This window comes from Lapillicoccus sp. (assembly GCF_025353065.1).
Classification (GTDB): Bacteria; Actinomycetota; Actinomycetes; order Actinomycetales; family Dermatophilaceae; genus Lapillicoccus.
Genome location: NZ_JANXRJ010000176.1, coordinates 1 through 17,180 on the forward strand (window position 1 = coordinate 1; position 17,180 = coordinate 17,180).

Annotated in this window: 11 protein-coding genes; 6 read left to right on the forward strand and 5 right to left on the reverse strand. The window is 71.4% G+C overall.

Translation table 11 applies throughout. The features are described from left to right. The coding region (locus Q0R63_RS13695) for an alpha/beta hydrolase (RefSeq protein ID WP_295698230.1) at nt 1–711 on the forward strand (711 nt) is incomplete at its 5' end. 358 nt (nt 712–1,069) lie between these two features. Here the strand turns inward: Q0R63_RS13695 and Q0R63_RS13700 are convergent. Beyond that, nucleotides 1,070–1,501, reverse strand: coding sequence for a DUF2510 domain-containing protein (locus Q0R63_RS13700; RefSeq protein ID WP_295698233.1), 432 nt, complete (start codon nt 1,499–1,501; stop codon nt 1,070–1,072). 33 nt (nt 1,502–1,534) lie between these two features. Then, nucleotides 1,535–7,045, reverse strand: coding sequence for a carboxyl transferase domain-containing protein (locus Q0R63_RS13705; protein ID WP_295698236.1), 5,511 nt, complete (start codon nt 7,043–7,045; stop codon nt 1,535–1,537). A gap of 144 nt (nt 7,046–7,189) precedes the next feature. On the opposite strand from Q0R63_RS13705, the gene Q0R63_RS13710 reads away from it, so the two are divergent. Beyond that, entirely contained in the window at nt 7,190–8,029 is an 840-nt protein-coding gene (locus Q0R63_RS13710) for a uracil-DNA glycosylase (RefSeq protein WP_295698239.1), read from the forward strand. A gap of 78 nt (nt 8,030–8,107) precedes the next feature. Here the strand turns inward: Q0R63_RS13710 and meaB are convergent, their stop codons facing one another. Genes meaB through Q0R63_RS13725 form a run of 3 tightly spaced genes read right to left on the reverse strand, consistent with a single transcriptional unit; the run spans nt 8,108 to nt 13,287 of the window. Further along, nucleotides 8,108–9,253 carry a methylmalonyl Co-A mutase-associated GTPase MeaB gene (gene meaB / locus Q0R63_RS13715; protein ID WP_295698241.1) on the reverse strand — a complete coding sequence of 382 codons (1,146 nt, stop codon included), beginning with the start codon at nt 9,251–9,253 and terminating at the stop codon, nt 8,108–8,110. 48 nt (nt 9,254–9,301) lie between these two features. Further along, nucleotides 9,302–11,479 (reverse strand): methylmalonyl-CoA mutase, encoded by a 2,178-nt coding sequence (gene scpA / locus Q0R63_RS13720; RefSeq protein ID WP_295698243.1) that lies wholly within the window; start codon nt 11,477–11,479, stop codon nt 9,302–9,304. After that, nucleotides 11,476–13,287: a methylmalonyl-CoA mutase family protein gene (locus Q0R63_RS13725; RefSeq protein WP_295698244.1), complete on the reverse strand. Its 1,812-nt coding sequence runs from the start codon at nt 13,285–13,287 to the stop codon at nt 11,476–11,478. The genes scpA and Q0R63_RS13725 overlap by 4 nt, the downstream gene beginning before the upstream one ends. 194 nt (nt 13,288–13,481) lie before the next feature. On the opposite strand from Q0R63_RS13725, the gene Q0R63_RS13730 reads away from it, so the two are divergent. The 4 genes from Q0R63_RS13730 to Q0R63_RS13745 form a co-directional block, all read left to right on the forward strand. Then, nucleotides 13,482–14,621, forward strand: coding sequence for an extracellular solute-binding protein (locus Q0R63_RS13730; RefSeq protein WP_295698246.1), 1,140 nt, complete (start codon nt 13,482–13,484; stop codon nt 14,619–14,621). A 55-nt stretch (nt 14,622–14,676) separates the two neighbouring features. Next, entirely contained in the window at nt 14,677–15,579 is a 903-nt protein-coding gene (locus Q0R63_RS13735) for an ABC transporter permease subunit (RefSeq protein ID WP_295698249.1), read from the forward strand. Nucleotide 15,580: 1 nt separating this feature from the next. After that, nucleotides 15,581–16,495 carry an ABC transporter permease gene (locus Q0R63_RS13740; RefSeq protein ID WP_295698252.1) on the forward strand — a complete coding sequence of 305 codons (915 nt, stop codon included), beginning with the start codon at nt 15,581–15,583 and terminating at the stop codon, nt 16,493–16,495. Beyond that, the coding region (locus Q0R63_RS13745) for an ABC transporter ATP-binding protein (protein ID WP_295698256.1) at nt 16,492–17,180 on the forward strand (689 nt) is incomplete at its 3' end. The genes Q0R63_RS13740 and Q0R63_RS13745, both read left to right, overlap by 4 nt.

The following is a 17,180-nucleotide window of genomic DNA, read 5'->3' on the forward strand; positions in this document are numbered from 1 at the left end:
GCGATCGATCCCGTCACGACGGCGACCGCGCAGGCCGTGGCCGGCTCGGGGGTCTCGGCAGTGGTCTACGACCGGCTCGGTCGGGGTGAGAGCCCGGCGCAGGGTCGGCTCGATCTTGCCCGCGAGCTCACGACCATCGCCGCCCTCCTCGAGGTCGTCGGCGGGAGCGCGGTGCTCTGCGGTCACTCGTCGGGGTGCTCAATCTCGCTCGCCGCCGCTGCCTCGGGCCTGCCGGTCGACGGGCTCGCGCTCTTCGAGGCGCCGATCGGGCCGCCGGACGGCGGAGCACGCGAGTGGGCCGCCGAGGTGGATCGGCTGATCGCCCTCGGGGACCTCGAGGCAGCGCAGCTGCACTACATGAAGGACATGCCGCCGGAGTTCCTCGAGGGGATCCAGCGCTCGCCGATGTGGGCCGATCTCGTGGCCCAGGTCGTTAGTGTCGTCTCCGACGGGGAGTCGCTCGCCTGGGCCGAGTCGGCGCCGCTGGCCGACCTGTGTGCCGGCATCCGGGTGCCGGTCGAGGTGCTCGTGGGGGCCGAGACCTACCCGATCATGATCGAGGCCATGGGCCGGCTCACCACGGCGATGCCCCACGCCACGTCCAAGAGGATGCCCGGTGCGCATCACTCCTGGGAGCCGGAGTCGATGGCCGTGGAGCTGGCGGCCTTCGTCACGGCAACGGCCGCAGCCCGAGGCGCTGCCCGGCGGTAGGCGGGGGCGGGCGGCATACAGAACTGGTCAGCTGCCCGGTTCTGCACGTAGGCCAGGCGGCGGCGTGCAGAACTGGTCACCTGCCCGGTTCTGCACGCGGGCCGACTGCCAACGCACACGACAGCGCCCCTGGTTGCGTGCTGCACCGTGTCCCCCGACGACGTTGCAGGCAACCAGAGGCGCCAGATCCCGTGTAGCCGCATCGAGCGCGACCAGATGCAGGGGATGCTGCGCTTCCGGTCCTTCTCTCCGCTGAACGAAATCCTGTCACCGTGACAAGGGTCAAGGATCAGTCAAGAGGATGGAACCGTATCGTCCGAACGGCTGATCTCCCCTGTGTCGCCGGCCGCGCGGCGGATCAGCTGAGGATGCCGTAGCGGGCGTTCCAGCGCTGCGCGCCCTGGTAGCCGTCGACCATGCCCCAGACCCAGAACGCCAGCATCCCCGGGATGCCGACGAGGACGAACGACAACGGGATGCAGACGAGGTAGCCGATCAGGATGCCCGCCCCCTTGCCGCCCTCACCGTTCAGCATCGTGCCGAGGCCGGGCACGAGCACTGACGCGAGCAGCGCGAGGGCGGGGTTCTTGGGCGCCACCTGGGTGGCCGGCATCATGCCGTACGGGGTCTGGACGAGGCCACGGGCGGTGTAGGGGCGGGCGGCATACGGGCGCGCGTCCTGCGGTGACGCGATCGGGGCGGTGTGCTCCGTCCAGGCCCCACCGTCCCAGTAGCGCTGGACGCCACCGGCGGGGTACCAGCCCGCCGGGGCCTGTGGCTGGTCGTGCATGAGGCCTCCCGATGACGTGTCGAGACCATGGTGTCACGCCCGTGCGGCGAGCCCCCGCTCGATCGCGGAGATGATCTCCGGGCGCAACCGCGCGGCCTCGATGACCGCGTCGACCGAGCCGACTTTCACCGCGCGGTGGATGCTGTGCACCGAGTCGAACTCCGCGGCGACCTGGCCGAGCTTCTCCGCCCGCACACCCTGCCGGGTGTCGGCGAGCTCGGCGGCCAGGGCTGCCCGCTCGGCTCCCGAGGCCGCGGCGAGGCGTCCCTCGACCTCGCGCACCCGGTCGTCGGACGCGGTGCGTGCGTCGACGTCGGCCGTGAAGACCACGGCCGCGGCCGGGGCCCCGCCGATGACCGAGGCGAACGACCCCTCGATGGCCAGCACGGTCATCTGGGGGTTGAGGGCCTTGGAGAAGACGACGAACGCGCCGCCGTGGTAGCGGGAGATGACGCAGAAGACGATCGGTCCGTCGAAGTTGACGATGGCCCGCCCGATCTCGGCGCCGTACTCGAGCTGCAGGGCGCGCATCGACTCGGGCGACCCGTCGAAGCCCGAGAGGTTCGCGAGGACGACGAGCGGCCGGTTGCCGCTGGCGGCGTTGATCGCCCGGGCCGCCTTCTTGGACGAGCGGGGGAAGAGCGTGCCGGCGGTATAGGTGTCGGGGCCGTCGGTGGGTGGGAACCCGCGACGCGGCACCGTCTTGGACTCGATCCCGAGCAGGCACACCGGATATCCGCCGAGATGGGCGTCCTGCACGACGGCCGTCTCGGCGTCCGTCATGCCCGCCCACCGCTCGAGGGTCGGGTGGTCCTGGTCGGCGATGGCCCGCATCAGCGTGCGGATGTCGAAGGCCTTCTTGCGGTCGGGGTTCGTCGTCGCCGAGAAGATGTCGCCGACCGTGGTGAAGTCGCTGCCCGCCAGCTCGTGGGGGTATGCCGTGATGTCCCGATCCGAGGGATCGCTCGTCACCGCGCGGCGCGGCGAGGACTCACCCGGGGTGACGTAGGTGTGGTCGTAGTGCGCGAGGAGGATCGCGAGCGAGCCGGCGAGGTCCGGGGACCAGTACTGGGCCTGGCCGTTGGGGCCCATGACGCGGTCGTAGCCGCCGATGCCGAAGTTGTCCTCGGCCGAGACGCCACCGGAGAAGTCGAGCGACTGCTTGCCGGTCAGCACCATCGCGCTGTCCGGGGTCATCACGAGGATCCCCTTGGTGTGCATGAGCATCGTCGCCTCGGCGTTCCAGTAGGGCTGGGCGCCGACATTGATCCCCGCGACGACGATGTTGATCTCGCCGCCACCTTGAGTGAACTCGATGATCCGCTTGAGGGCGCGGGCGACCCAGTCCATGTTCTCGGTGCCGGAGTCCATCGAGATGCGGGCGCCGGCGGACAGGGCATACCACTCGACGGGGATCCGCATCTCCTCGGCGAGATCCAGCGCCGCGATGACGCGGGCGCACTCCGCCTCGGCGACGGCACCGAGCGCGCGGGTGGGGTCGCCGCTGAGGATGACGCGCGAGATGCCCTCGGGGTGCAGGGCGGTCTTCGTCGTGACGACGCCGGCGATGATCCCGGCGACGTTGTTGCCGTAGGGCCGGTCGACGGGGACGAGCCGACGGCTGCCGTCGAGGTCGTACTCCACCGACGAGCCACCGGGGCCGGCGACCATCGCCTGCATCTCGTAGGGGTAGACCGTGCCGCGGCGGCGGGCGCGCAGGACCTTCTGCTGGTAGTCGTCGACCGGCTTGAGCAGCTCGGTCGCGGGCATTCCGAGGGCCGAGACGACACCGGAGCCGGCCTGGTATGAGAAGCGGGCCGAGATCGGCGCGGAGCCCCCGTCGGAGGTGGCCACGCGGCCCTCGGCGTAGATCTCGTCGATGCCAGCGCCCACCGTGAGCGGGGCGATCTTGTCCTGCAGGCCGGTGATCTGCTCCAGTTCGGCCTCGATGACCGGCCAGACGTGCAGCCACACGAGGTTGGTGTCGAGCTTGGCGCCGCTCACCCCGCGGGAGGCGCGGGCGCGGCGGATGGCCTCCAGGCAGGAGGTGATGGCGCGCTCGACGTGGGGGAGCGAAGCGACCTGCCCGGTAACGTCGTCGCGGACGACGCCGAACTGGACCTGGGCCAGCGCGACGAGGCGCTGGTCGGACCGGTTGTTCTTGGCGACGGCGTGCAGCAGCAGGACGTCCTCGGGTGCGTCGACGCGCGTGAGGTCGAACTCGCGCAGCCGCCAGAGGTTGAGCCGCCGACCGACCATGGGATGGACCCCGCGGACGAGGTCGTCCTCGACGACACCGCCGCCCGGCAGGGGCCGGAACGTGAAGTAGCCGACCTCGCGGCCTCCTCCCGGGGCGACGGCGATCGCGACGCGACGGACCTGATGGGAGAAGGGAAGCGCGTCGAGGACGGTGACGAGCGCGGCGGACGCCTCGTCGGGGCTGGTGGGGCAGGTGCTCCACGCGAGGTAGAGGTCGACGACGGTCTGCTGCCCCGCCGCGGCGTGAGCGACCTCGGCCGTGACGGCCTCGACGAGGGCGTTCCCGGGGACGAGCTCGTCGACCCGACCGATCGTCGTCACCAGGTGGGTCGGCCGGTCGTCGAGGGTGTAGTCGGCGGTCGCGAACGGGCGGCCTTCGGCGCTCGACGTGGTGAGGCCGGTGAGCTCGTACTCACGGTAGTGGCGCTTGACGAGCACCTCGAGCATCGGCTCGACATCGGGGAGCTCGTGCTCGATCCGCTCACCGAGGAACTTGACGATCTGCTCCGGGATCGAGGCCAGGGCATCGATCCGCTGTGCGTAGTCAGCCACGTCGGGGTCGGCGGCCAGCGCCGTCACCTCGTCGCCGACACCGGCGAGGATGGCGGCCCGCTCCGCGTCGACGAGGGGCTGGTCGAACCAGCGGAACCGCACGCTCCGCGCGAGGTCGCCGACGATGGGGAAGCGCAGCTGCGTCGCGAGGACGAGTCGGTCGAGGACGTCACGGGCGGTGGCATCGAGCGGCGCCACCGGTGGGGGTTCACCGATCCACCGCTGCAGGAGGGCCATGGCGACGGCCACCTCGGGCGTGGAGCGCTGCTGGGCGAGGAAGACGCGGAAGACGGCGTCGTCGAGGTCGCGGCTGCGCTCGAACGACTCGACCCCGTAGTGGCCGAGCACCCGCTTCAGCTTGGTCCGGAACTCCTCGGTGAGGTCGCCGCGGTCGGGGTCGAGGCTCTGGAGGTAGGTATGGAAGAACTCCCGGGGGGAGTGGACGCGGTTCTCGACGTGCCGCTCCTGCCCGGCTGGCCGGTTGCGCGAGAGCTCGGCGAAGTCGGCGAACACCCGCATCAGGTCGAGCTCCTCGGCCACCGGCGCGCGGCCCTCACGCGCGACCTGGCGCCGCGCGACGAGGTAGTCGGCGAGCGTTCGCCCCTCGTCCCGCGGGTCGATGTCATAGCCCATCAGCATCCCCCGCAGGTCCGTAAGACCCTCTCTTACCTGCGTGTTCGCGGATCCTGCGGGCTCGGGCAGCGGGAGGGCGAGGTCGATGACGACGGCGTCCTGCGGCGCACCCGCACTGTCGTCGCCGTCGTCACCGGTGGGCTCGAGACGCATCAGCTGCGCGCCGGTCTCGACCTGGCTCCCCACGGCGACGAGCAGCTCCTTGACGGTCGCGGCGAAGGGGGCCGGGATGACCGTCTCCATCTTCATGCTCTCGAGCACGAGGACGGGAGCGCCGGCAGCGACGGTGCCGCCTTGGGCGACGGGGGTCGCGACGACGAGCGCCGGTGCGGGAGAACGGAGCACGCCGCCCTCGTCGCGGCTGACGCGGTGGGTCGTCCCGTCCACCTCGACGAGGTGGACCGATCCGTGGCTCGCGGTGACGAGGCGGTAGCGGGACCCCTCGACCGTCAGCCGGCTCGCGTAGTCGTCGATGCGGTCGAGGTCGGCGTCGACGACGGGCAGGTCGTCGATGGCCACGCGGAAGCGCTGCGGGCCGATGCGGGTCGTGAGGACCTGGTACGCCGTGCCCCGTAGCTTGAGCTCGACGGCCCGCCCCACCTCGTGCTGCACCTGCGGACGTCCGCCGCGGGCGGTGTCGAGGAGCCGCGCCACCTCGACGTCCTCCTCCTCCTCGTAGGCCTCGATCCCGGCCGCTACCAACGCGATTCCCGAGTGGGCGTGGGCCACGAGGCGTCCCTCGCCACGGACCCGGTCGATCCACCCCGTGTCGGCGGAGCCGTCGATGACTTCCGGCTGGCCGAGGAGCTCGAGCACGAAGCTCTTGTTGGTGGCGCCGCCGTCGATGACGACGGTCGTCTCGGCGATCGCGCGACGCAGCCGGCCGAGGGCCTCGGCGCGGTCGCGACCGTAGGCGATGATCTTGGCGATCATCGAGTCGAAGTCGGCCGGGACCGTGTCGCCCTCGCCGACGCCGGTGTCGACCCGGATGCCGGGCCCGGCGGGCAGGTTGAGCAGGACGATCCGCCCGGGTGACGGCGCGAAGTCGCGGTCGGGGTCCTCGGCGTTGAGCCGCGCCTCGATGGCGTGGCCCTTCTCGACCGGTGCGACTCCCTCGAGACGGCCGCCCCCGGCGATGTGGATCTGGGCCTTGACGAGGTCGAGGTCGGTCGTGACCTCGGTAATCGGGTGCTCGACCTGCAGGCGGGTGTTGACCTCGAGGAAGGCAAAGAATTTGCCCTGCGGGTGGTAGAGGAACTCGACGGTGCCGGCACCGGCATACGCGACCTCGACGGCGAGTCGCTCGGCGCTGGCCTTGAGCTCGCTCACCTGTTCGGGATCGAGGACCGGGGAGGCCGACTCCTCGATGACCTTCTGGTTGCGGCGCTGGATCGAGCAGTCGCGCACGCCGAGGGCCCACGCGGTGCCCTGGCCGTCGGCGATGACCTGCACCTCGACGTGGCGTGCCCCCGTGACGAGCTTCTCGAGGAAGACGACACCGCTGCCGAACGCGCGCTGCGCCTCGTCGCGGGTGCGGACGTAGGACTCGACGAGGTCGGCGTCCGAGGTGATGACGCGGATGCCGCGCCCGCCCCCTCCGGCGGTGGCCTTCAGCATGAGGGGGTAGCCGATGGCGTTGCCGGCCGCGATCGCGTCCTCGAGGGTGTCGACCGCGCCGCGGCTCCACGGGGCGACGGGCACTCCGACCTTCTCGGCCAGCAGCTTGGAGCCGATCTTGTCGCCGAGCTGGCGCATGGCGTCCGGGCTCGGGCCGATGAACGTGACGCCGATCCCGGCGCAGAGCTCGGCGAAGGCCGGGTCCTCCGCGACGAAGCCCCAGCCGACCCAGGCGGCGTCGGCGCCGCAGCCGACGAGGGCGCGCTCGAGGACGGCGTGGTCGAGGTAGGGCCGGGCGGACGCCGGCCCCAGGTTGACGGCGAGGTCGGCCTCGCGGACGAACATCGCTCGGCGCTCGCCCTCTGTGTGCAGGGCGACGACCTCGATGGTGCTGCCGTTCTCGGCGTTGAGGTCGCGGACGGCGTGGATCAGCCGCATGGCGGCCTCCCCGCGGTTGACGACCGCGATCCGTCGGAAGGTCACGGGTGCCTCCTGTTCGGGATCGGACCTGGGCCGGCATACCGGTCGCTCGGTCTCGTGGTGCGGTGCGCAACGTGCCTGGCGAGGCGACACTTTCACACCCGCCTGCCTACTATCGAGTCAACCTACCCGTGGCAGCATGCGGGGATGCCAGAGGAAGCGCGCACCCATCCCGTGACCGGGGCGCCGTTCCGCTCGCCCGTCCCACCGGGCACGGGATGGCCCGGCGACCCGGCCGACGCCTCGACGCCGGTCGCCCGCTCGGACGCACAGGTGCGTCGGCTGGCGGTCTCCACGACGACGGTGGGCGAGCTCGACGCCCGGATCTCCGTATGCCGCGCCTGCCCCCGGCTCGTCGAGTGGCGGGAGTCGGTCGCGACGACGGGCATGCGGGCGTCCTTCGCCGAGCAGCCCTACTGGGGCCGGCCCGGACCAGGCTTCGGTGACCCCGATCCTGCGGCGGTTGAGGTCCTCGTCGTCGGGCTCGCGCCGGCGGCGAACGGCACCAACCGGACCGGGCGGATGTTCACCGGCGACCGCAGCGGTGACTGGCTGTATGCCGCGCTCCACCGCGGCGGCTTCGCCAGCCTCCCGACGAGCACCGCGAGCGGGGACGGGCAGGTGCTGCGCGGCATACGGATCGTGGCAGCGGTCCGGTGCGCGCCTCCGGCGAACAAGCCGACGCCGGCCGAGCGCGACACGTGCGGCCACTGGCTCGATCGCGACCTGCAGCTCGCGGCCCCCGGGCTGCGCTCGATGATGGCGCTCGGTGGCATTGCCTGGGACGCGGCGCTCGCGAGTGCCCGCCGGCTCGGGTGGCTGGCGCCGCGGCCCAAACCGCGCTTCGGGCACGGCGCCGAGGCTGTGCTCGAGACCCCCGACGGACGGGTGATCCGGCTCGTCGGCAGCTATCACGTGAGCCAGCAGAACACCTTCACCCGCAGGCTCACCGAGCCGATGCTGGACGCCGTCATCGCTCGCCTCTGACCCACCCTCGCGTCCCACCCCGGGGGGTTGACGCAGCGTCAAGGGCCCTCCGGGGACCGGACGGAAGGGACGGACCGGTCAGCCTTCGTCGTATGCCGCGAGCAGCCGGTCCGCGGCGACGGTCGCCGGGAGCTCCCCGGCGAGCACTGCGGCCCGGACCTCGTCGCGGATCGCGCGGACACCGCCCGAGTGGCGCAGCCGCTGGTCGAGCTCGTCGCGCACGAGCGCCCAGGTGAAGTCGAGCTGCTGGCGGGCGCGTTTGTCGGCGAGGCCGTCGATGCCCAGGTGCTCGCGGTGGACGAGCACCTGCTGCCAGAGCTCCTCGACGCCGACGTCGTGCAGCCCCGAGCAGGTCACGACCGGAGGCGCCCACTCGCCCCGGCCGCGGACGAGGCGCAGTGCGCCGGCGAGCTCGCGGGCGGCGGACTTCGCCTCGGTCTCGCGGTCGCCGTCGGCCTTGTTGACGGCGACGACGTCGGCGATCTCGAGGATGCCCTTCTTGATGCCCTGCAGCTGGTCGCCGGTGCGGGCGAGGGCGAGGAAGAGGAACGTGTCGACCATCCCCGCGACCGTGACCTCCGACTGCCCCACGCCGACGGTCTCGACGAGGACGATGTCGTAGCCGGCCGCCTCGAGCACCGTCATCGCCTGGACCGTCGCCCGAGCGACCCCGCCCAGGGTGCCCGCGGCCGGAGAGGGGCGGATGAAGGCGCGGGGGTCGGCGCCGAGGCGGGCCATCCGGGTCTTGTCGCCGAGGACCGAGCCGCCGGTGCGGATCGACGACGGGTCGACGGCGAGGACCCCGACCCGGTGCCCAGCGGCGGTGAGCCGGCTGCCGAGGGCCTCGATGAAGGTCGACTTGCCGACCCCCGGCACGCCGGAGATGCCGACCCGGATCGCGGGCGAGCGGACCCCGGTCTCGCTGCCCCGCGGCATACCTGATCCGTTCGACTCGGAGTCGAGCGGCTCGGGTGAGGGAGTCGAGTGGCTCGACTCGGAGTCGAGCGGCCCGGGTGAGGGAGTCGGGGGAGTCGGGGGAGTCGGGCGAGTCGGGCGAGTCGGGCGAGCCGGTGCTGCCACGAGCGCCGAGAGCAGGTCCCGCGCGGCCAGCCGGTGCTCGCGCCTCGACGACTCGACGAGGGTGATGGCCTGCGCCACCGCGGCCCGTCGCCCGGCCCGTATGCCGTCGACGAGCGCCCCGACGTCGACCGGGGTGGGACTCACGGGCTCACCGGCATACCGGGCTCCGCGGGAGCGAGCGCCACGCGCGGCTCAGCGGCCGTCCGCGTCGAGCGTCTCGCGCAGCCGCGCGAGCAGGTCGAGCGCGGACTCGGCGATCACGGTGCCGGGCAGGAAGACCGCCGCAGCCCCCATCTCGCGCAGCCGGGGGACGTCGTCGGGCGGGATGACGCCACCGATGACGACCATGATGTCGGGGCGCCCCTGCTCCGCGAGCGCCGCCTTCAGCGCGGGCAGCAGGGTGAGGTGTCCGGCGGCCAGCGACGAGACCCCGACGATGTGGACGTCGGCGTCGATGGCCTGCTGGGCGACCTCCTCCGGCGTGGAGAAAAGGGGGCCCACGTCGACGTCGAAGCCCATGTCGGCGAAGGCGGAGACGATGACCTTCTGGCCGCGGTCGTGCCCGTCCTGGCCCATCTTGGCGACGAGGATGCGGGGCCGCCGCCCCTCGGCCTCCTCGAACTCCGCCGTCGCGTCGACGACCTGCAGCACGAGGCCGCCACCGGCGGTGCCGGACTCGTCGCGGAAGACTCCGCTGATCGTCCGGATCACCGCCTGGTGCCGTCCGTAGACCTTCTCCAGCGCGTCGGAGATCTCGCCGACGGTCGCCTTCGCACGGGCGGCGTCGACGGCCAGGGCGAGCAGGTTGCCGTCGAGCGACCCCTTCTGGGGCCCCCGCTCGGCGGAGGCCGTCAGCGCCTCGAGGCTGGAGCGCACCTGCTCGTCGTCCCGCTCGGCCCGCAGCCGCTCGAGCTTGGCGATCTGCTGGCGATGGACGTCGTCGTTGTCGACCCGCAGCACGTCGAGCTTGTCCTCGGTCGCGAGCCGGTAGGTGTTGATGCCGATGACCCGCTGCGAGCCGGAGTCGATCCGCGCCTGGGTGCGGGCGGCCGCCTCCTCGATGCGCAGCTTGGGGATGCCCTGCTCGATGGCCCGGGCCATGCCGCCGGCCTGCTCGGCCTCCTGGATGTGGGCCCACGCCCGCTCGGCGAGGTCGTGGGTGAGCCGCTCGACGTAGTAGGAGCCGGCCCAGGGGTCGATGGTCTGGGTGGTCCCGCTCTCCTGCTGGAGCAGCAGCTGGGTGTTGCGCGCGATCCGCGCCGAGAAGTCGGTCGGCAGGGCGATCGCCTCGTCGAGGGCGTTGGTGTGCAGCGACTGGGTGTGGCCCTGCGTCGAGGCCATCGCCTCGATGCAGGTGCGGCCGACGTTGTTGTAGACGTCCTGGGCGGTCAGCGACCAGCCGCTCGTCTGGCTGTGGGTGCGCAGGCTGAGCGACTTGGGGTTGGTGGGCGCGAAGTCGCGCACCAGCCGGGCCCAGAGGGCGCGCGCCGCCCGCAGCTTGGCGACCTCCATGAAGAAGTTCATCCCGATGGCCCAGAAGAACGACAGCCGCGGCGCGAACTCGTCGATCGTCATCCCCGTGTCGAGCCCGGCGCGGATGTATTCGACGCCGTCGGCCAGGGTGTAGGCCAGCTCGAGATCGGCTGTCGCACCTGCCTCCTGGATGTGGTAGCCCGAGATCGAGATCGAGTTGAAGCGGGGCATCCGCGCCGAGGTGTAGCTGAAGATGTCGGAGATGATCCGCATCGAGGGGGCGGGCGGGTAGATGTAGGTGTTGCGGACCATGAACTCCTTGAGGATGTCGTTCTGGATCGTCCCCATCAGCTGCTCCGGCTTCACCCCCTGCTCCTCGGCGGCCGCGATGTAGAGGGCGAGGACGGGCAGGACGGCGCCGTTCATCGTCATCGACACGGACATCTCGTCGAGCGGTATGCCGTCGAACAGCGTTCTCGTGTCATAGATCGAGTCGATCGCGACGCCCGCCATGCCGACGTCGCCGCGGACCCGCGGGTGGTCGGAGTCGTAGCCGCGGTGGGTCGCGAGGTCGAACGCGACGGACAGCCCCTTCTGGCCCGCCGCGAGGTTGCGGCGGTAGAAGGCGTTGGACGCCTCGGCGGTGGAGAAGCCGGCGTACTGCCGGATCGTCCAGGGCTGGGTGGTGTACATCGTGGGGTAGGGGCCGCGCAGGAAGGGACTGAGCCCCGGCCAGGTGTCGAGGGCGTCGAGGCGCTCGAGGTGCTCCGGGTCGTAGACCGGGAGGATGTCGATGCCCTCCGGCGAGGTCCACGGCGCGGTCGTCGCAGCGGGCGTGGCGGTGGTGTGCGGCCCATTGGCAAGCGGTAGTCCAGCGAAGGACCCGGGGATCGTCATCGCAGCTTCTCCCTTGTGCGAGTGAGGAACTCGAGCGCGTCGACGCCAACCGCGCAGGCGTCGTCGGTGCCCTCCATCGGCTTCCCGGCGACCAGGATCCAGCCGGCCCCGGCCTCCCGCAGCGCTTGGGCCGCGTCAACCCCCCAGGCCGCGTATGCCGCGTCGGCACCGGCGAGGCAGGCCACCGGCTGCCCGTCGTAGGCCGCCAGGACGTCGGCCGTGCCGGTGGTCGCACCGGCGACGTCCACGTCGATGCCACCAGCAGCAAAGAGGTTGATGGCAAACGTCGCTCGTGCCGTGTGGGCCGCGATCGTGCCGAGGGTGGCGAGGAAGACGTGTGTGGTCGCCGGGTCGTCGCGCAGCGCCTCGAAGCTCGCGCCGTAGCGCCGAACCGGCGCGGCCCCGAGATCCGGAGAGCGGTGCGGCAGGGTCTCGGCGAGGTCCGGGAACTCCGTGAGCCCGGTGATCGGCCGGCGTCGGCGCGCGACCTCGGACTCGCGCCGGGCGACCGTCTCGTCGATCCGGGCCAGCAGCGAACCGTCGTCCACCGCGGCGACGACCCCGCCTGCCGCGTCGAGGCGGCCGAGCTCGGCCCACCCAGCGGCGGCGAGGTCGTCGGTGAGCCGCTCCACGGCATACGCGCCTCCGGCGGGGTCGGCGACCCTCGCGAGGTGCGACTCGGAGATGAGGAGGGCCGAGGTGTTGCGGGCAACCCGGCGGCCGAGGGTCTCGGGCCGGCCGAGAGGGCTGTCGAACGGCAGCACGGTGACGGCGTCGGCGCCTCCGACGCCGGCGGCGAACGCAGCGACGGTCGTGCGGATCATGTTGGTGGCGCTGTCGTAGCGGCTCATCATCGGGCGGCTCGTGACGACGTGCTGCCGCTGCGGCATCCCGGTGGCGCCGCAGAGCTCGAGGACCCGCGCCCACAACCGGCGCGCGGCCCGGATCTTGGCGATGGTCGGGAACTGCTCGACCGTTGCGGCGTAACGGAACTCGATGAGCGAGACCGCTTCGTCGAGGCCGATCCCCGCGGCGGTGAGGATGCGGAGGTAAGCCGCGGCGACGGCCATCGAGTAGCCGAGCTCCTGCCCGTCACTGGCCCCGAGGTCGTGGACCGCCGTCGCGTCGACCACCACCCCGAGGGTCCCCGCGGCCCGCGCGAGGCCGGCGACCGCGACGAGGTCGGCATGGGCGTCACGGTTGACGCCCGCACCAGACGTCCCCCGCAGCCGGGCTGCCACCGGGTCGGCCCCGAGGTTGGTGCCGGCGGCCGGCGTGACGCCGCGGCCGGTCAGCAGTGCGGTGAACGCCGTCGCGCAGGCCACCGGGTCGGCCGGTGCGTCGAGGACCACCGGGGCGAGATTGAGCAGGACGCCCTCCAGCAACCGGTCGAGGTCGGTGTCGGCGGTGACTGCGAGCCACAGCGACGTGACGCCACCGTCGAGGTCGGTGAGGAGGAGCTCGTTGCCGGCGGCCGGCTCCACGCCATCGGCCGACCCGAGGTGGGCCCGGATGTCCCAGTCACCCTGTCGAGAGGGGCGTCCGGACGTCTCCACGTCCTCGAGGAGCGCGCGGGTGCCGAGAGGACTGACCGCGATGTCGTCGAGGGTGGTGCGGGTGAGCTTCTCCCAGACGAGGGCATCGGGATCCTCGGCGGTCATCCGCCGGGCCTTCCGCAGGACCCCCGCCGCGGCGTTCTCCCAGTCGGCGAGGACGGCGGTGTCCTCGGGAGCGGCCAGGGCGAGCGAGCCCTGCTCAGGCCCGGCCGGCTCCTCGAGCCCACCCTCGCTGCCTGCGACGTCGCTCATACTCCCTGACCTTAGGCAGTGCGGTGCTGCCCCGACCAGCCGGTGCCGTGTCTTCCCCGTCACGCTGGTTCCGACTCGCCCCGGTGGACACGACCTGACAACCATCTTGCTTGTCAGCCTCTATGTGGTGACTTTCTGGCGAACTCGCCGTGAGCCCTTGCGAATGACGCACCAGAACAACGACAGTGATGCCCATGCGCCCAACCACCGTTGTCGCGGCCGCGTGCCTCGCGCCGCTCGCCCTGACCCTCGCCGCCTGCTCGTCCGGGACGTCCGGAGGTGCCGCCACCGCAGGCGGGACGTCGATCACCGTCGCCGCGAGCGACGACACCAACATCCAGGACCTGTTCCAGAAGGTCCTCATCCCCGACTTCGAGAAGAAGTACCCCGGCACCTCGGTCAAGCTCGTCTTCGACCTGCACGGCACCAACGACCAGGCCAACTACGCCAAGCTCGCGGCCGCCACCGCCCAGAACCGGGCGCCGGCCATGGACGTCACGGCGAGCTCCGTCCCGAAGGCCGCCGCCGCAGGCCTCCTCGCGACCGACACGAGCAAGGTTACCAATCTCGCGACCGTCGACCAGAAGGTCCTCGCCGCGGGTGGGCCCGGCGCCGTGCCCTACCGGGCGTCCTCGGTCCTGCTCGCCTACAACCCGGCCAAGGTCAGCAACCCGCCGAAGACCCTCGTGGAGCTCCTGGCCTGGATCAAGGCCAACCCCGGCCGGTTCACCTACAACTCGCCCAAGACCGGTGGCTCGGGCGGCGCGTTCGTCACCACGGTGCTCGACAGCAACGTGCCGGCGGCCGACCGCGACACGATGACCACCGGCTACGACAAGGCGCTCGAGAAGGACTGGGACCCGGGCTGGGCGACCCTCGCCGGGCTCAACCCCTACGTCTTCCAGAAGGGCGTCTACCCCAACGGCAACAACCAGACCCTGCAGCTGCTCTCGTCGGGTCAGATCGACATGGCGCCGGTGTGGTCCGACCAGTTCATCTCCGGCAAGGCGGCGGGCACGATCCCCGCGACCATGATGGCGCAGCAGATCACCGACCCGTCCTTCACCGGTGGCGCGTCCTACCTCGGTGTCACCAAAGCGTCGAAGAACCAGGACCTCGCCTGGAAGTTCATCGACTTCGTCCTCCAGCCCGAGGAGCAGGCCAAGGTCGCCGACAAGATCGCCGGCTACCCCGCCATCGCCCTCGACAAGCTGCCGGCCGCGACGCAGGCGAAGTTCGCCGGCGCCGACACCCAGAACCTCCGCCCCGGCTACAACTCGGACCACGCGACGGACATCAACAACCTCTGGGACCAGAACGTCCCCGGCAAGTGACGGTGACCTCGCGGGTAGCGACCCGCCGATCCGTATGCCGCGGTAGGGGCTTCGCATGAAGCCCTCTCGCCGCCACCGCCTGGGCGGGCTCGCGCTGGCGAGCCCGCCGCTGATCCTCGTCGCCGTCTTCGTCGGCTTCCCGATCCTCGTGGCCCTGGCCTACAGCCTGGGCCAGGTGGGCGGGCTCAACTCGACGATCGGCACGATCGCGACGGAGCAGTCGACCGTCGACGCCTGGTACAAGGTCACCTTCGGGGCCTACCGCACCGTCTTCGCCGATCCCCGGTTCCAGCGCGATCTCGTCGTCACGGTGCTCGTGACCCTCGCGACCACCGTGATCGTGGTCGTGCTCGCCTGGGGGATCGCGCTCTACGTGCGGCTGTCGGACTCGTGGGTGGCCAAGATCCTCTCGGCGCTCGCCGTCGTGCCGATGTTCATCCCCGTCGTCATCGCCTCGTGGGCGATCCTCACTTTCTACGCCGCCGACGGCTTCCTGCGCTCGATCGCCGCCCACGTGGGCATTGAGGCGCCGATCTGGGGCTATACGATCACCGCGGTCGTGATCGGCCTGGTCTGGACCAACCTGCCGTTCGCGACCCTGATGGTCGTCTCCGGGGTCCAGGGCGTGCCGGACGCCCTCATCGAGGCGGCCCGCGACGCCGGCGCGTCGATCCCGCGCACGGTGGTGTCGATCATCGCGCCGATGGCCCTCGTGCCCACCGTCATCGCGGGGACCTTCACCGCCATCGGCACCCTCGGCGCGTTCACGGTGCCCTACTTCACCGGCCCCAACGCGCCGAAGATGCTCGGCGTGGATCTCGCCGACTACTTCCAGTCCTTCAACCTCCCGCAGTCCTCGGTGGTCATGGCGATCGTCATCTTCATCGTCGCCTCCGGGTTCGGCGGGGTCTACGTCTGGGCGAACTACCGCTCTGCGGCCTCGAGCGGGCGGGTGTGACATGACGAGCCTCCCCACCCTGCCGGCAACCACGACCCCGACGACGTCGGACACCACGGCGCCATCGACCGCGGCGCTGCCCCGGACCGCCGGGCGGGGCCGCGGACCGGCCCGCCTCGTCGGCCCCGTCCTCAGCGTCGCCTTCGTCATCGTCCTCGGCCTCTTCGTCCTCGGGCCGCTGCTCTGGCTGGGCGTCCGGGCGTTCGCCACCAACTGGACCTACCCCAACCTGATGCCCGACGGCTGGACGCTGCAGTGGTGGAACACGGTGTTCCAGGACCCGAACCTCCAGTCCTCCGTCGTCCTGTCCTTCCAGTTCGCCTTCGTGACGATGGTGGTCTCGGCCGTGCTCTGCCTCCCCGCGGCATACGCCTTCTCGCGCTTCGACTTCCCGGGCCGGCGGGTCTTCCTCATCGGGCTGTTCGCGACCAACGCCTTCCCCAGGATGGGGCTCTTCGTCGCCCTCGCCTCGCTCTTCTACGCCTTCAACCTCATGTCGACGTTCCTCGGCGTGGTCATCGTCCACGTGCTCGGCACCGTGGTCTTCATGACGTGGATCCCCGCAGCGGCGTTCTCGGCCGTGCCCCGGTCCTACGAGGAGGCGGCCCGGGACGCCGGGGCCGGACGGTTCACGGTCTTGCGCAAGGTCACCCTGCCGCTGGCCATGCCCGGCATCACCGTCGCCCTCATCATGAGCTTTCTCGCGTCGTTCGACGAGGCCCAGGGCACCTACCTCGTCGGCAACCCGGAATACATCACGATGCCCACCCAGATGTACTCCCTCGTCCTCAACTACCCGCCCCAGGTCGCCGCGGTCTTCTCGATCCTCCTCGCGATCCCGTCGGCCGTCCTGCTCCTCCTCGTGCGCAAGCACGTGATGGGCGGCCAGCTCGCAGAAGGGTTCCAGATCCGATGAGCACCGACGCACGTCTCTCGACCGACACACCGCGGGCGGCCCTCGCACCGGCCGCTCCGACAGCCGGCGCCGACGAGGGCGGTCTCACCCTCCAGGGCATCCACAAGGTGCTCGGCGGCCGGACCATCGTCGACAACCTCGACCTGGTCGTGCGCAAGGGCGAGCTGGTCTGCCTGCTCGGCCCGTCGGGCTGCGGCAAGACGACGACCCTGCGCATGGTGGCCGGCTTCCTCGAGCCCGACTCGGGGAGCGTGGTGATCGAGGGCCGCGACGTGACCTCCTTACGGCCGGAACGGCGCCCGACCGCGATGGTCTTCCAGAACTACGCGCTCTGGCCGCACATGTCGGTGTTCGACAACATCGCCTTCCCCCTGCGGCTGCGCAAGCTCTCCAAGCGCGACATCGAGACCAAGGTCGGCGAGGTGCTCGAGCTCGTCGGCCTCAGTCACCACGAGAAGTCCCGCCCGGCGCGCATCTCCGGCGGAGAGCAGCAGCGCGTCGCCCTCGCCCGGGCGCTCGTCCAGGAGCCCGAAGTGCTGCTGCTCGACGAGCCGCTCTCCAACCTCGACGCCAAGCTGCGGGTGCGGGTCCGCGAGGACATCCGCGAGATCCAGCAACGGCTCGGCATGACGACCGTCGTCGTCACGCACGACCAGGACGAGGCGCTGTCGATCTCCGACCGGGT